Source organism: Dapis purpurea BLCC-M126 (genome assembly GCF_050015975.1).
Classification (GTDB): domain Bacteria; phylum Cyanobacteriota; class Cyanobacteriia; order Cyanobacteriales; family Microcoleaceae; genus Trichodesmium.
Window position 1 is genome coordinate 1 of the sequence record NZ_JBNHER010000255.1, and the last position, 16,641, is coordinate 16,641.

Sequence of the window (16,641 nt, forward strand, 5' to 3'; positions counted from 1 at the left end):
CTCTACTGTAATGATTCTGGTTTTATTATAAGTGATCATCCGAACATGATATAACTGATTTTTAAAATTGATGATTAAAGCGATCGCCTCTCTCCAATCAAAGGGGCGATCGCTTTTGGCCATGTCCAGAATTAATCAAAACAACCTATAAGTAATCTTACTTATCTTAATTTATCCTCATTTTCAATTATTTTTCTTTAAGAAGTTAAGAAATAGAAATTTTTATTCGCAAATAGCCTGATTTAGTAACTATTTCAGATTTCTGTATCAATGAATACTTAAAATCTAGGGGGTAGTTGTGACATTATTAATAATAATTCTCAAGAAATTATAGAGACATTTGCCTGAGTCTGAGAGAAGTTAGTCATATTATGGAGTATAAGCATGGTTCACTTATCAACAATTACTAGCAAAAAAAATCGCCCCAACATACATACATGGTACAAACCTACCTTTTCTCCAGAACAGGGAGTTTTACTGATATTAGGTGGTTCTTTTCTCACAGGAGCAGCTTTAGCCCAAGAATGGACAAGTTCAACAACTTTAGCTCTCATCTGTGCTTTTTTCGCCTTACAAGCAGAACATCCCTTAGTAGTGCAAATCAAACAGCGAAGCAGTTGGAAACCTCGCTTTTTAATCTGGGGTAGTTTGTATGGAAGTATTGCAATAGCGATCGCTGGGTGGCTTTACCTCCAAACTCCATGTTTACTATGGATTTATGGAATAGCGATAATAGCTTTAGTTGCGGATACTATTGCTGTTTTAAAACGCAAACAAAAATCTATATTAAACGAAATGATTGGATTTTTAGCTATCTGTCTCTCAGCACCCCTAGCATATACAGCTACAACAGGCAATATTTCTCTAACTGCCCTAGCAATGTGGATACTTAATGTCTTATTTTTTAGTAGTGCTATATTTACACTCAAGTTACGCAAACAAAAGACTAGTTCCCCTATACCCGGAATTATTTATCATAGCACTGCAACCCTGATTATACTTTGTATTTACTGGTGCAATTACTTAAATTTAATAACAGCTTTATCTTACGGTGTGGCCTTAGTTAAGTTAGTTGCGATCGCCTTTAGATTAGATTGGTATCGCACAACAAAATTTTATTTTGTCGCAATATTTGAAACCCGTTTCGCCCTAATCTACATTGCTATTGCTGCCATAAGCGTTCTTCCCGCTCACCTACCTAATGCTTAATTTTTTTGGTAGTGGTAAAGAAGTAATGATAAGTATAGCGCTACGCACAAGCCAAGAGTAATTTATGACTGAGTTTTCGATGCCTCTATGTTTCCCTGTAGGATCCTGTGCATTCATGTCGCGTAGCGTTTCATTTCGGCGACAGCCGTTTTGCTTCGCACAAGGCACGTTAACGCTTAGCGACATATAAAGCGTTTGCAAAGCTTTCCTTCGGAATGCTCCGCGCCAGCAAAAACGCAAACAGGATTTACCAATGTCAAACATCTAAATGCCCAGTGCTATATAGGAAAAACGCCTAATTACTGAATACTTCTAATATCCTTTATCCTGACTATATTTAGGACTACCAATTTTTCCAATCAAAAAAATTAGAGTGAATTGACAATAGCAACCCTACCATATCTAGGATCAATCTCAATTCCCATCACCTCAAAAGAGCTAAAATAACTACCATCAGGGGCAAAAATTGAGTAAGTTTTTGTTGTACCTGCTGGTAAGGATAAACATTGATTAAAAATTTCTTGCCTATGCTCTAGAGGTAAAAAATTATGTTCTCCAATTCTTAATGCTGCTTGATTATAAAAAGAAAATTGACCTTGGAAGTTAAGGATACCAGCAGGAGCTGGAAATTGTTCACACCACCTCAAGGCCAAAAACCATTTAGCTTCTGAAAGTCTTTGATATTCTCGGTTTGGGTTAGGGTGTTGTAAGACTTTGTATCCCCCTTCACTGGCGAAAATTGTTCCACCTAAAAACCCAAACATTATGCCAATGGTATTACCCATGTTGAACTAGCTCCATCCATAATGTGAGAGATATTGACTTTGATCGTGCTAATTTTTATTAGCTATGTAGTTCCTCCCTGGAGAGTAACTGTTGAACCAAATTAAGAGTCAAAAGTCAAAAGTTAGATATTATAGTCCCTGTTTGAATCTAGAAAATTTAAACAGGGGCAATTTTTTTTTGATTGACCTAGTTTAATTCAGGGACTTGTGACCTAACTCTAATATGGTGATAACTTATGTATGATAAGTTTTATACCTTATCAGTATCTTATCGGCTCTTAAACAGATACTCTATTATTTTCAGCATATATTTATGATTCATTTGATGGCTTGTTTTCTAATTAACTTTTGTGTACTTACTAGAGCGCTGTTTAACTCATAACTACGTCGCTGAGGATTTTTTAGATAAGCTTGTTGTTCTTCTTCTATCATTTCTACATCTTGCTGCACTAAACCATCCAGTAGTTTTTGAGCTGAACCAAATAAACTTTTTTTGACAAATCGTCTAAACCATTCTGGTAGTTTATGTAAACGCCAAAAGGCGTGAAGTGATGTAAAGTGAATTAGATAAGCTTGGGTTTCTATTTCATTAATAGGTAATAAAAGACAGTAAATTTTAAAATCTTTCCCCAGGTTAGAAACCCAATTTGGATAGATATAACTTACATTTAATGGTTCGGGATGGAGTTGTCGCAAAACAGGAAATAATAATTGAGATATTGACCAAATTTTGTCAATTTTATAATAGCTTTGAGCCTGATAATAAGCATCTACTCTATAGTCATTTTCAGATAAGTCTATTAATTCTGCTGCTGCCCAAGCTTGCCAATTTTGATGTAAATGTCCGTGGTGCATATCCATTAAATTTTCTACCAAATAAGAATAATGAGCGCGACATTTTATCACTGAAATTGTAGCAATATAATTGAGATGTTCCCACTCAGGAATTTCTAGAGGAGAAATTAAATTTGCCAATGATTTATCTCCAGGAAATACCCAGATAAAACCGTTTATTTCTTGGACTGGAAAAGTCTGAATTTGACAAGTAGGTAATTTTTGATTACTTGCTAAATAGGGTACATGAGAACATTTACCACTTGACTCAAAACGCCATCCATGATATGAACATTCTAATTCATCCGCGATCGCACGACCATAACTAAGTTTAACAAAACGATGAGGGCAAAGGTCTTCTAGAGCATGGACTTTTCCATTGTAACCCCGGTAAAGAACGATGGATTGATGCCAAAGTGTAATGTTTAAAGGGTGAGATTTAAGCTCTATACTGCGAGCAACAGCATACCAGTGATTTTGGTTAATTCCCAAGTTACGGATATCATGGTAGAAAGTAGTTTGAGGAGAAGACATAGGACTTATATATAATCCGAGTAATTAATTATCTTATGACAAATAAAGTCAAAAGTTAAAAGTAGTTTGACCCCGCGTCGGCGTAAGACGCAAGGAAATTCGCACCAAGAGAGTCAAAAGTCAAAAGTAGGAAAAAAAGGAAGGATTTAAGCAAGGAAATTGTTTAATATCATGTCCGGGTTAAGAGCGTGATAAAAAAACTTTCTCCCTTCTAGCCTTTTCTTTCCTTTTGCCTTTTGCCTTCTGCTTACGGACAATATTTAAGAATTAATAACTAATTTAGTAGTTTTGCAGGAAAATTTAACAATGATTAATATTCCAGGTTACCAAATTATTGCAAAAATTTATGAGGGTACTAATTCCATAGTTTATAGAGCCAAGCAAGAGCCAGATAATCAGCCTGTTGTACTTAAACTTAGCAAAGGAAATTATGCAGCAGAAACTGAAAGTAATCGGTATAGAAAAGAATATGAAATTCTCAAGTCTTTAAATCTTTCTGGAGTAACTAAAGCTTACGGATTAGAAAAATACGAGAATAGTCTAGTAATAATTTTAGAAGATTTTGGTGGTGCATCTCTCAAAACATTAATTGCCTCAGAGAAATTTACTATTTTAGGTTTTTTAAGGTTAGCTATAAAAGTAGCTGAAAGTTTAGGTGAGATTCATAGTGCTAATATTATTCATAAAGATATTAATCCATCTAATATAATTTTTAACCAGACAACAGGGGAGTTAAAAATTATAGATTTTAGTATCTCTTCTGTATTAACTCGCGATCGCCATCAACTAGAAAATTCTAAGATTTTAGAAGGTACTCTGGCGTATATATCTCCCGAACAAACTGGCAGGATGAATTCTCCTATAGATTATCGTACAGATTTTTATTCTCTGGGTGTTACTTTTTATGAACTATTAACTCAGAAACTACCTTTTACTAACACCGATCCTATGGAATTAGTTCATGCCCACATTGCCAAACAACCAAAACCTCCCCATGAAATTAATCCAGAAATTCCACAGATTTTATCAAATATTATCATCAAATTATTAGCCAAAACTACAACAGAAAGATACCAAAGTGCTTGGGGTTTAATTGCTGATTTAGATGAATGTTTAAATCAACTACAAATTACAGAAACAATAGTGGATTTTCCTCTTGCTAGTCAAGATATTTCTGATAAATTTCAAATACCACCAAAACTATATGGCAGACAATCAGAAATTGAAGCACTAATGGGAGCTTTTGAGCGTGTGCGTAACGGTACAAAAGAAATGATGTTAGTAACTGGTTATTCTGGTATAGGTAAATCAGCTTTGGTACAAGCAATTGCTCAACCAATTATTCGTCAAGCTGGGTATTTTATCTGGGGAAAATTCGATCAATTTCAACATAATATTCCCTACTCAGCAATTGTCAGTGCATTTTCTGAATTAGTCAGAATTATTTTAAGTGAAAGTGAAGCTAAATTACATGAATGGAGAAATAAACTTTTAGCAGCTTTTGGTACCAATGGGCAAATTATTATTGATGTAATTCCCGAATTAGAGTTAATTGTTGGACCCCAATCAAAAATCCAAGAATTAGGAACAAATGAAACTCAAAATCGCTTTAATATCATCTTTCAAAACTTTATTGGTTTATTTTGTAAACCAGAGCATCCCCTAGTTATTTTTCTTGATGATTTACAATGGGCAGACTCTGCTACACTCAAGTTAATTAAATTAATGATGGCAGATGAAGAAATACAGCATCTGTTGATAATTGGGTCTTATCGGGATAATGAAGTTAATTCAACTCATCGTTTATTGATGACTTTAAATGCTATTCGTTCTCAATCTGGGAATATAAATCATGGTCAGATAAATCAAATAGACTTGACTCCTTTAAACTTTGAAAATATTACTCAATTAATTGCCGAAACATTACACAATGACAGATATTCTGTCAAAGAATTAGCAGAGTTAGTAGAAACAAAAACAGGTGGAAATCCTTTCTTTGTGAATGAATTTATGAAAACTCTCTATCAGGAAAATTTGCTAAAATTTGATTCGGAAAAGATTCGGTGGGAGTGGGATATGGAAAAAATTACAGCACTTGATATTACTGATAATGTAGTGGAGTTAATGATTGGAAAATTAGAGAAATTACCAACATTAACTCAGAAAGTTTTAAGTTTAGTTGCTTGTGTAGGCAATCAATTTGATTTGAATACTCTAGCATTAATTTATGAAAAAGAATCTTATGCAACTTTTCAAGATTTATTACCCGCTATTCAGGAAGGATTAATTCTACCCGTTTCAGAAACAGAAGCCAAAAATGTAGAATTGAACTTATATCCATTTTTAATTCTGAATTATAAGTTTTTGCATGACCGAGTACAACAAGCAGCTTATACTTTAATAGATGAATCTCAAAAACAGGCTGTACATCTGAGAATTGGACGTTTATTGTTAGAAAATACTCCTCCAGAATATCGTGGAGAACGAGTTTTTGATTTAGTAGATCATCTGAATATAGGTAGAAATTTAATTACAGATAAAGTAGAAAAAATTGAACTAGCAAAACTCAATTTAGAAGCTGCTAAAAAAGCGAAAGATGCCACAGCTTATGTAGCTGCTAAAGAATATATCACATCAGGCATATCTCTGTTGGATTGGGATTCTTGGAATCAAGATTATGATCTAACTTTTGCATTATATAAAGAAGGAGCAATAGTAGAGTCTTTAAACAGTAACTTCTCAGAAAGTGAAGCATTAATTAACATAATATTAGAGCATTCAAAATCAATTTTTGAGAACATAGAAGTTTATAATTTATTGGTGATTCAATATACTTTACGCGGTCAATATGAACAAGCAATTACCGCAGGAAAAAAATCTCTAGCATTACTAGGAATAGATATTCCAGAAACAGATTTACAGATAACAATTAATCAGGAATTTGCCAAAGTCAAAGAAAATTTAGGCGAACAAGAAATTGCCAAACTAATTAATGAAAAAGATCGGCAGACATCAAAGTATAAAATAGCTTTAGAGCTATTAACAAATTTGATGGCATCTGCTTATTTAACAAATCCAGAATTATGGACAGTAATGGTACTCAAAGGTGTCAATATTTCCCTAGAATATGGTTCCGTTGCTGAATCATGTCTCTGTTATACTAACTATGGAATGATTCTTAATAGTTATTTCGGAGATTATCACTCTGCATATCAGTTTGGTCTGTTAGCATTAAAACTAACTGATAAATGGGAAATTTCGCGATTAAAATGTAAAGCTTGTGCTGGATTTGCTAATTCATTAAGTTTTTGGTTTAAGCACATTAAAGAATCTAATGTAATTAACCATGAAGGATATGGAGCTGCTTTAGAATCAGGGGATTTAGAATACGCAGGTTATCTTCTACATAACACATCTCTTAATTCATTATTTCAAGGTCAACCTATCCCAGAAATATTAACAGAAATTAATCGCTACTTACAATTTACTCAAAAAACTAAAAATCAACTTTCGACAGATACTTTAATCGGAATTAAAAATATTCTAGAAAACTTGGTAGCAAAACCTGAAAACCAGGATAGTAACTCTCTGATCAAAGAACAAATTGATTTAGATTTTAACACAGATAAAGAAGCAGAATATTTAGATAGTTGTCAACAACATCAAAACTTTTACTCCTTGTGTATATATCTTATTTACAAATCGTATCTTTTCTATTTGTATGGAAACTTAGATGTAGCACTGGATAGCATTTTGTCAGCTAAAAAATATCTCGGATTTATTACAGGTGCTCTACCTATTACAGAATTCAATTTTTACTATTCACTAATTTTAACTACCCTTTACCCAAATGTTTCTGAAGTTAAGCAAAAAGAATATTGGCAGCAACTAGAAAAAAATCAACAGCAGATGAAAGTTTGGGCAGATAACTGTCAAGAAAACTTTGAACATAAGTATTTATTAGTAGCAGCAGAAATTGCAAGTATTTCCGGACAAAATACAGCAGCAATAGACTTATATAATCAAGCTATAGAATCTGCTAGTAAAAATGAATTTATTCAATATGAAGCATTAGGTAATGAATTAGCAGTAAAATGTTGGTTAAATCAAGATAAACCTAAGTATGCAAAAGTTCATTTACATGATGCTTACTATGGTTATCACAATTGGGGGGTAAATAGAAAAATCAAAGATTTAGAAAATCAACATCCAGAATTAAAAAATCTATTAACAGTTAAAAACCATATGATTGATCCTCAAACCACAGCAATTTCTAGTGAAACAGGTAGTAATAGTCAGTCCTTAGATCTAGCCACAGTTATTAAAGCATCTCAAGCAATTTCTAGTGAGATTGTATTAGATAAATTACTATCTAAATTAATGAAAATTCTCATGGAAAATGCTGGTGCAGAAAAAGGTGTACTCCTGTTACCCACAGAAGGCCAACTAATGAATAAAGCCGAAGCCACCTTAGATTCTGAAGAAGTGGTAGTTCAAGAAACACAAATTAATGAATCTGAAGATTTACCACTAACAATAATTAATTATGTAGAACGAACACACCAAGATGTTGTTTTAAGTAATGCTTTTGCTGAAGATCGTTTCACAACTGACCCTTATGTTGCCAAAATTCAACTTAAATCTGTTTTATGTACTCCTATTATTAATGGAGGCAAACTTATCGGAGTTTTGTATTTGGAAAATAATCTAACTACAGGTGCATTTACTCCAGAACGTTTGGAAATATTAAGACTTTTATCATCTCAAGCAGCAGTTTCCTTAGAAAATGCAATGTTGTACACTTCAGTAGAACAAAAAATTCAAGAAAGAACCCAGGAATTAAACGAAAAAAATCTCCGACTAGAGCAAACATTGCACGAGCTACAACGCACTCAATCTCAACTGATTCAAAGTGAAAAAATGTCAAGTTTAGGGCAGTTAGTTGCTGGAGTAGCTCACGAAATAAATAACCCTGTCGGCTTTATTTATGGTAATCTTTCCCCTGCCAATGAATATATTTCTGACTTACTGAATTTAATTGATTTATATCAAGAACATTATCCTGAACCTGTAGAGGAAATTCAAGATGAAATTGAGGATCTGGACTTAGAATTTCTCATACAAGACTTACAAAAACTTTTGAATTCTATCAAAGTTGGAGCCGAACGTATCCGAGATATTGTCATTTCCCTCCGCAACTTCTCCCGGTTAGATGAAGCTGAAATGAAACCTGTAAATATCCACGAAGGTATCGATAGTACCCTACTAATTTTACATACTCGTATTAAAGAAAAGTCAGATAATCATGAAATTGAAATAGTCAGAAACTATGGTAATTTGCCACAGGTTATCTGTTACGTTTCCCAAATCAATCAGGTATTTATGAATTTATTGGCTAATGGAATTGATGCTTTAGAAAATCGACGAGATAAACAACAAGAATTTGATCGTAAACCGACTATTACAATTTCTACTGAAGTAACAGATTCGGCAACAGTAAAAATAAAAATTGCTGACAATGGCAGTGGTATTGATTCTCAAGCATTGTCTAAAATATTCGATCCATTTTTTACAACTAAACCAGTTGGTGTAGGTACAGGTTTAGGATTATCAATTAGCTATTCAATTGTAGTAGAAAAACACGGAGGTGATTTGAGCTGTATTTCTGAAGTGGGAAAAGGTACAGAGTTCATAATTGAAATTCCTATTAAACCAGCAACTGGTAATTATAGTTAGAAGGAAGAAGTTAGAAGGAAGAAGGAAGAAGGTAGGAAGGGAAAAGGAATAAGGAAGAAGTTAGAGAGAAAAAGGAATTAGACCACTTTGAAAAAAGAATGCTACAAAAAGGTACATCTTACTCAGATATGCTGAAAAATCACTGCTCCAGTTCATTTTAGATAGTTATTTTCCTTTTTTTTCAATATTTATCCTTTCTCTCCTAGATAATTGCTTTCTTCCTTCCCACCCTTTTTTCTCTTCTTACCTTCTTCCTTCTTCCCTCTTCCCTCTAAATCTCAAATTTTTAGAATACCTTCTGGGTTTACTGATAGTAATTTTCGTCTTTGTAAACCCTCTCTATTAATAATCTCATTTGCTGCTAATAATCCACTACTAATAGCTCTTTCCATTAAACCACAGGGAAATGGCATCTTTACCCAATCTCCAGCAAACATTAAATTAGAAATACCACTATTAGTTTCCGGACGTTGTTGATAACTACCTGGAGGATAAGCGGAAAAATTTTTCTGATTTACTAATTCTCGATGCAGCAAATTAGCATCTTTTAATTCCGGTACAATTTCGTATAATTCCTGTGCAAAAGTTGTCAGTAAATTTTCCTGAGTGGGAAATTGTTTTTCTTTATAACAATAAGCGTGTAATTCCACAACACTACCACCTGTTTTTTCATGCCATTGAATAAATTGTTCTTGAATGCGATGATAGAGAGTAATACTATCAGTTAATTCATAGCCAGATAGAGAAGTAAAATTGCTATGTTGCCAGTCAAAGTCTCGGTCAAACCAAAAACGACAGACTGCAAATGGATCGGCTATATTTAATTTTTGTATCTGGGATTTTAGATTTTGATTTACTTCTCCTTCCATCACATTAAATAAGTGTTGAACTCCCGGAACATCCGTAGCAAAAACATAATAATCTGCTTGAATTTCTGTAGAGATAATTTCTGATTTATTTTCCATTATACCAACTAATTGCACTTTACTTTCTCTAGTTTGATTAATTTTGTAGCGGGATAAATTTCGTTTTGTCGGACCTGCTAATACTTTTCCTTTTCTATCATAAACTGCACCGTGACAAGGACAGTAAAAATTTCCATCTTCTGCTAATTCAACAGTACAACCTTGATGAGTACAAGTCAAAGAAATAGCCTCATCTGAATTAGCTTTAACAGCAAAGAGGCGATCGCTCGAACCAAAATAATTAACTTCCTCTTTGTCAATTTCCAAATTACGTTCTACCCAAAAAGGAATCAAACTTTTTAACTCTCCTAACTGATAACTAATTGAATTAATCTTATTGTCTTGCCAATTAATTTTACTAACCCCAACATCAGTAAAAATTTTACCTCCCTTACTTTCAATTTCTTGAGCAATTGGTTGTACTAAACTTGTACCCATATCTTGTCTTGTACCATTAAAAGCTAAACCTTCTGGATTACCAAAAAAATAGAAGTGAAAAAACTGCATTAACTCCGCAACACTCAATTTATCTGGAGCATTAAGACTTGATTTAGCAAAAGGCAAAAAATACAAATCGTACAATCCTTGAGGAAAATCTTTTTCCACCCATTCAGTAACAGATAAATTGTCAAGTTGCTGATAAGTTTTCTCTACTTGAAAGCCACCTATGGCACGAAAAACTTCCCAATGTTTAGGTTTTACTAAATTAATTCCCCATCTAAGTCTATTGGGAGAAGAAATTGCTAAATCTACAATATTCCAAGGAAAAGCCGAACTACTAGGACGAAAAACTTCTGGGTCATATTTTCCTTCTCGAAACACCATAGAATAGAACTCTAAAGACTGAAAATTATCATTAATATTCAGTTCTTCTACCAAACTATTCAGATTGTAATATTGAGGAAAAAAACCATGAAAACCATGTTCCATCATAAACTTTTCCCCCCCTACATCAACAGACCAACTAGCAATTTTTCCTCCTAGTTGTGGGGATTTTTCTAATAAAGTAACCCTGAAACCTCGCTGACTAAGTTCATAAGCACAAGCTAATCCTGCCAATCCACCACCAACTACTATCACACTTTTAGAATTGTTTAAATATAGTGGTAAATCTAGATTATCTTGTACAAAAACTGTTGGTTTGGGTTTCGAGAATCGAGTATAACCCAGTAAACCAGTGGTAGCTCCAATAGTTAATAATTTGAGTATTGTACGTCGCGAAACTGATGGAAATGATTTGAGATTAGTTAATTGATTCATCAGCAATAATTTGATTATTGTTGGAAATTTTAATTTGGCCGATTAACGCCCTGGTATATTGTAATTTAGTGCCGAATTTTTGCCTATAAAAATATATAATGCTTAAGGTTTTCTAAAGTTTTTTGGCAATCAAGTGTTTGAGGATATAGTCTAGCTAAACAATCTTTATTGTAGGTTTATGATAACTTTTAAATGAAACAAAAATTAAGGCAACTTCCTTTAGGAATAACTCTGACAACTTTGTTGATAGGTTTAATTGCCTGTCAATCAACTTCCCCTGTGAAAAAAACTAGAGTTCGTGCTGCCCATAGTAATTGGGTTGAGGAACATTTCCAAACCGAAATTGTGAATATTGGTCTGGAAAAACTTGGTTATCAGATTGAAAAACCAAAAGAAATTGACTATCCTGCTATTTATTTGTCTGTTGCTAATGGAGACCTAGATTATAGTGTTATCAATGGTGAAAAATTACACCAAGAATTTTTTAATAATGCTGGAGGTGAAAGAAAGTTAGAGCAAGTTGGAGTTTTAACTCATAATTTAGTACAAGGCTATCAAATTGATAAAAAAACTGCTGATCGATATAAAATTACTAACCTCGGACAACTTAAAGATCCAAAAATTGCTCAACTATTTGATTCCGATGGTAACGGTAAAGCTAATTTAGTCGGTTGTAATCCTGGTTGGTTTTGTGAACGAATAATCGATCATCAAATTAAAGCTTATGGACTAGAAGATACAGTCGAACACAATAGAGGACAATATCTTATTTTACTTGCAGATGTTATTACTCGCTACGAGCAAGGGAAAAGTGTTCTCTACTATGCTTTTAATCCTCACTGGATATCTACAGTCTTAAAACCAGATAAAGACATAATTTGGTTGGAAGTTCCCTTTACTTCCCTTCCAGAATCTCAGAAAAATCTAACAGAAAAAGACACTATTATAGAAGGTAAAAATCTGGGATTTGCTGTAGATCGGCAGCGAATTTTTGCCAATAAAAAATTTTTAGCAGTTAACCCAATTGCCAAACGTTGGTTTGAACTGGTTCAAATTCCGGCTGAGGATATGAATGTTGAAAGTCTATATATTAAAGATGGTGAAAATTCTCCAGAGGATATCCGTCGCCATGCCAAAGAGTGGGTTGAAAAGAATCAAGAGTTGTTTGATAGTTGGTTAGAAGAAGCAAAAAAAGGGGCAGATATTTGACAATGAAACAAAAATTGAGGCAACTAGCTTTAGGAATGACTTTGACAACTTTGTTGATAGGTTTAATTGCCTGTCAATCAACTTCGTCCATTAAAAAAACTAAAGTTCGTGCTGCCCATAGTAATTGGGTTGAGGAACATTTCGCAACCGAAATTGTAAATATTGGTCTGGAAAAACTTGGTTATCAGATTGAAAAACCGAAAGAAATTGACTACCCTGCTATTTATTTGTCTGTTGCTAATGGTGACTTAGATTATAGTACGATCGGTGGCGAAAAAGCACATCAAGCATATTTTAATAATGCTGGGGGTAAAAAAAAGTTAGAGCGAGTTGGAGTTATAGTTCCTAATATAGTACAAGGCTATCAAATTGATAAAAAAACTGCTGATAAATATAAAATTACTAACCTAGGACAACTTAAAGACCCAAAAATTGCTCAACTATTTGATTCCGATGGTAACGGTAAAGCTAATTTAGTCGGTTGTAATCCTGGTTGGTTTTGTGAACGAATAATCGATCATCAAATTAAAGCTTATGGACTAGAAGATACAGTCGAACACAATAGAGGACAATATCTTATTTTACTTGCAGATGTTATTACTCGCTACGAGCAAGGGAAAAGTGTTCTCTACTATGCTTTTAATCCTCACTGGATATCTACAGTCTTAAAACCAGATAAAGACATAATTTGGTTGGAAGTTCCCTTTACTTCCCTTCCAGAATCTCAGAAAAATCTAACAGAAAAAGACACTATTATAGAAGGTAAAAATCTGGGATTTGCTGTAGATCGGCAGCGAATTTTTGCTAACAAAGAGTTTTTAGCAACTAACCCAGTTGCCAAACGTTGGTTTGAATTAGTTCAAATTTCTACTGAGGATATAAATGTTGAAAGTCTATATATTAAAAATGGTGAAGATTCTCCAGAAGATATCCGTCGCCATGCTAAGGAGTGGGTTGAAAATAATCAGGAATTGTTTGATAGTTGGTTAGAAGAAGCAAAAAAAGTGGCAGATATTTGACTTAGAATCTAGTAGTTACTTTCTATAGTTTTTTTATATCTTGATGATAATTAATTTATAAATATTTGATAATTATAGCAACTGTTTTATCTAAAAAACTTTAGAGAGTAAATATATCACTAAATCTAAAAAAAGGTATGGGAGTTAGGAGTTGGCACTTGGTGGCCAGAAAACACTTTGGAGTACTTTACAAACTGTCTCAAAATTGCTGGATTAATTCTTTTAAAAAACGATTGACCAGCTTTTTCTAAATCGGAGTCAAGAGCAAATGTCAAACTACGCAATCTTACTTCACTATCACCAACTAATTGATTGATAGGATTGGTTAATTTATGAGGATAAATCAAAATAGCTTCGTGACATTTTTTGTAAGTTGCATAAGCCACCACTTGATGAATATCATCTGGCAATAGTCTGCTATTTAACTTATATTTAGTATCAAGAATATAAACAACCTGACGAATTTTTACTTCATAAATAACTAAATCAATTTGAAACTTGGTATAATCTCAATAATTTTATCTGCTGGAACATTACCAAGCTCTCTAGGTTCTAACTTATGTAAACCACCCCCATAAACTCGGCCTTCACTTATCAATATATCTAACGAAATTTGATTCAAAATCTGCCAAACTTTTCTGAGTATATCCGGCTTTTTCTTAAAAATACTCTCTAGCTCAAATTTCGGATACAAAATCAAATAAACATTTGTTGCTGTTGCCTGAGAATGATTCAAAATAAATCTAAATGGTGTTATTTTTAAGGCATCTTGACGCCCCATATAAGTACAAACTAACGCCGAAGATTTGCGAGATTCCTGTTGATACCATAGTCGCCTATGTTTACACAAATAACGATTACTAATTCCTTTTTTGATTCCCATCTGAAGATACTGCCAAAGTGAAGGATATTGAAATTGAATTTCATTCTTTGATAGATCGCATGAAAGCAGGAATAACTGACGTTCTAAAATAGGATTACCTAAAGCATCAGCTTCAATTTCATTAACTGAAAAATATCGCGGACTAGGTAAAATAGGAGTTAAAAATTCTGGAGGAAGTTGATATTTGGATATTTGTTCTGGCGTTAAAATAAAAAAATCGTTTGCTCCAGTTGCTAAACCACGTTTGATTGTAAATAATTCTGATAATTTTATTCCCTGACTATCAATGTTTATATTGCTATCTAATTTAGAAATATTTTTCCATTTATTAACATTTTTTAGTGCTTTAACAGATATCAATTGAGATTTTTTGGGCTTAGTTAAGCTCCCACTATATGTAAACTCAACTTGATGATTATCTGATGGGATTTTATTTCTAAACCAAACTACTGAAGAAGAGACAAGAGCATTTTTAAACTGCACATCTTTTGGCTCAAAGGAATGAACTCGCAATAATGTTACTTGAGTTAATAAATAATCTCTAATTTGCTGTCCATAATTCACATCCATAAACCCACTAGGAATTAACCATGCAGCCAAACAATTTTTAGCCATCCAGCCATGAGATATAAGTAGAAAATGACAATAAATTCCTGCTAATTTACTGAGCTTTATTCCAGTTATCTTTTCTGTTGAATTTTGCAATCTTAGTTTTTCATCTTTAGTTAAATGATGATGTCTAATATAGGGAGGATTACAGATTATTAAATTAGCTTTAGCTGTATCAAATTCTGGTGGAATACAAGTTGTAAAATCAGCAATATTTAATTTTAATCTTGTTTTACTCCAAAGCTGACTCGCTTCTTGACCACAATGAAGATCTATTTCATATCCAATAGCTTCATCAATCTCTGATATAGGAAATAAGTTTAATAACGCAGAATAAAAAGCACCTGTTCCAAAAGCAGGATCGAGAAAGCGAATTTTGTTTTTAGGTAAAATATTTATACAATATTTAAGGATATCTTTTGCTAATTCTGTTGGTGTAGCAAACTGACCAAGTTTATTTTTTTCAGCTTGAGTTTTACTAGCATCAAGTTTGTTTTGTAACTTGATTCTGGCTAATTCTTGAGTTTTATTTACTATCATCATTTACACCCCAAATAATTCTAAATCATCTATGCGATGTTCCCATATCCAGTCTATACCTTCGGCAGCTTCATAACCTAAATATCCACTATCAAAGTAGCCACATAAAAATAAAATAAAATTGACACTTTGGCCGTAAGTATTTCTTAGTTGATTAATTTTAATAGCTTCCTCTTTACGCCTTTTATTTGTATTTGTATAATCGCCTGCTGACTTCGCTTCAATTAACAGTGGCAAGTCACCAACTTGAGAATTAAACGGCATAATAATAGTATCAATAGGAATATTAATCTGTTTGTTACCTTTGGGTTGTTTTACTGATATATTCATCCGAAATGAAAAACTACCTGGATTGAGTTGATCAAACTGTAAACCACTGCCAGTTTCAATATAAGAATAACCTCTGTTTTCTAACCAATTTCTTATAGTAGAAAGTTGCCTTTGTTCTTGAGCATTACGAATAATAGGGTCAGCTACATTACCACATAAACGGTCAGCAACAATTGTCGCACCTCTACTAACTTCTATATCGGTTGGTTGTCTATCATTTTTGAGCCAAGGAGAAATATCTTTATCTAGTAATCTAATAATAATTAGGCAAATTTTATCAAGTTCAGAATTAATTTATTCTGGATTCATTCGTGGCGGTATTCGTAGTTTTTCTTCCATATTCTTAACAAGGTTAGGTCGTACATCAGCAAGTCCAATAAGTCGATCGCGAGCAATAGGTGGCGCTGTTGCCATCCGTAATATAGGCAAGATAAATGGGTGCTGATACAGTACCTCTCGTGAGATATTTGTGAAATTAGCTGTCAAAATTAATGTGGACTCAACCTGTTGAGTGGTACTAAGGCGAGTTTCTTTGTATGTTATCGGGGCAAACTCAAGAAACCAATTATTGTAGAAATCTACTGACTGAGTAATATCTTTTTTCCACAGATGGGGTTTATCTGCATTTACTGGCATTACTAAAATTTTTAAGCTCCTCAAATAATAACTTTAACTACAAGCGGAATGTAGGTTGAAACAACTTATCAACAGGCAACAACTAACAAAGT

Annotated in this window: 9 protein-coding genes and 1 pseudogene; 4 read left to right on the top strand and 6 right to left on the bottom strand. The window is 33.3% G+C overall.

All coding sequences use genetic code 11. The features are described 5' to 3' along the window. The first annotated feature begins 384 nt into the window (after positions 1 to 384). Complete coding sequence (locus tag ACP6PL_RS22670; RefSeq protein WP_426547550.1) at positions 385 to 1,209, top strand: YwiC-like family protein; 825 nt, start codon at positions 385 to 387, stop codon at positions 1,207 to 1,209. A 368-nt stretch (positions 1,210 to 1,577) separates the two neighbouring features. Here ACP6PL_RS22670 and ACP6PL_RS22675 read toward each other — a convergent pair whose 3' ends face one another. Both ACP6PL_RS22675 and ACP6PL_RS22680 read right to left on the bottom strand, forming a co-directional pair. Then, positions 1,578 to 1,994 carry a hypothetical protein gene (locus tag ACP6PL_RS22675; protein WP_426547551.1) on the bottom strand — a complete coding sequence of 139 codons (417 nt, stop codon included), beginning with the start codon at positions 1,992 to 1,994 and terminating at the stop codon, positions 1,578 to 1,580. 318 nt (positions 1,995 to 2,312) lie between these two features. Next, positions 2,313 to 3,362 (bottom strand): aromatic ring-hydroxylating dioxygenase subunit alpha, encoded by a 1,050-nt coding sequence (locus ACP6PL_RS22680; protein ID WP_426547552.1) that lies wholly within the window; start codon positions 3,360 to 3,362, stop codon positions 2,313 to 2,315. Positions 3,363 to 3,668: 306 nt separating this feature from the next. Between ACP6PL_RS22680 and ACP6PL_RS22685 the strand changes: the two genes are divergently transcribed. After that, positions 3,669 to 9,098, top strand: a complete 5,430-nt coding sequence (locus ACP6PL_RS22685) for a trifunctional serine/threonine-protein kinase/ATP-binding protein/sensor histidine kinase (RefSeq protein ID WP_426547554.1) — start codon at positions 3,669 to 3,671, stop codon at positions 9,096 to 9,098. Positions 9,099 to 9,376: 278 nt separating this feature from the next. On the opposite strand, the gene ACP6PL_RS22690 is transcribed toward ACP6PL_RS22685, so the two are convergent. Next, entirely contained in the window at positions 9,377 to 11,323 is a 1,947-nt protein-coding gene (locus tag ACP6PL_RS22690; RefSeq protein WP_426547555.1) for an FAD-dependent oxidoreductase, read from the bottom strand. A gap of 192 nt (positions 11,324 to 11,515) precedes the next feature. Between ACP6PL_RS22690 and proX (ACP6PL_RS22695) the strand changes: the two genes are divergently transcribed. Then, a complete protein-coding gene (gene proX / locus ACP6PL_RS22695; protein WP_426547556.1) occupies positions 11,516 to 12,532 on the top strand; it encodes a glycine betaine/L-proline ABC transporter substrate-binding protein ProX in 1,017 nt (338 codons plus the stop codon). A 2-nt stretch (positions 12,533 to 12,534) separates the two neighbouring features. Continuing rightward, positions 12,535 to 13,551, top strand: coding sequence for a glycine betaine/L-proline ABC transporter substrate-binding protein ProX (gene proX, locus ACP6PL_RS22700; protein WP_426547557.1), 1,017 nt, complete (start codon positions 12,535 to 12,537; stop codon positions 13,549 to 13,551). 125 nt (positions 13,552 to 13,676) lie between these two features. On the opposite strand, the gene ACP6PL_RS22705 is transcribed toward proX (ACP6PL_RS22700), so the two are convergent. The 3 genes and pseudogenes from ACP6PL_RS22705 to ACP6PL_RS22715 all read right to left on the bottom strand — a co-directional run bounded on the left by ACP6PL_RS22705 (position 13,677) and on the right by ACP6PL_RS22715 (position 16,549). Then, on the bottom strand, positions 13,677 to 13,961 hold the full coding sequence (locus ACP6PL_RS22705; RefSeq protein ID WP_426547558.1) for a hypothetical protein: 285 nt from the start codon (positions 13,959 to 13,961) through the stop codon (positions 13,677 to 13,679). A gap of 71 nt (positions 13,962 to 14,032) precedes the next feature. Then, positions 14,033 to 15,586, bottom strand: coding sequence for an Eco57I restriction-modification methylase domain-containing protein (locus tag ACP6PL_RS22710; protein WP_426547559.1), 1,554 nt, complete (start codon positions 15,584 to 15,586; stop codon positions 14,033 to 14,035). Then, positions 15,587 to 16,549: pseudogene (locus ACP6PL_RS22715) on the bottom strand (XamI family restriction endonuclease). Between the last annotated feature and the right edge of the window lie 92 nt (positions 16,550 to 16,641).

Coding starts and splice junctions, on each gene's coding strand:
- ACP6PL_RS22670 (WP_426547550.1), top strand. CDS start 385: ATGGTTCACTTATCAACAATTACTAGCAAAAAAAATCGCCCCAACATA.
- ACP6PL_RS22675 (WP_426547551.1), bottom strand. CDS start 1,994: ATGGGTAATACCATTGGCATAATGTTTGGGTTTTTAGGTGGAACAATT.
- ACP6PL_RS22680 (WP_426547552.1), bottom strand. CDS start 3,362: ATGTCTTCTCCTCAAACTACTTTCTACCATGATATCCGTAACTTGGGA.
- ACP6PL_RS22685 (WP_426547554.1), top strand. CDS start 3,669: ATGATTAATATTCCAGGTTACCAAATTATTGCAAAAATTTATGAGGGT.
- ACP6PL_RS22690 (WP_426547555.1), bottom strand. CDS start 11,323: ATGAATCAATTAACTAATCTCAAATCATTTCCATCAGTTTCGCGACGT.
- proX (WP_426547556.1), top strand. CDS start 11,516: ATGAAACAAAAATTAAGGCAACTTCCTTTAGGAATAACTCTGACAACT.
- proX (WP_426547557.1), top strand. CDS start 12,535: ATGAAACAAAAATTGAGGCAACTAGCTTTAGGAATGACTTTGACAACT.
- ACP6PL_RS22710 (WP_426547559.1), bottom strand. CDS start 15,586: ATGATGATAGTAAATAAAACTCAAGAATTAGCCAGAATCAAGTTACAA.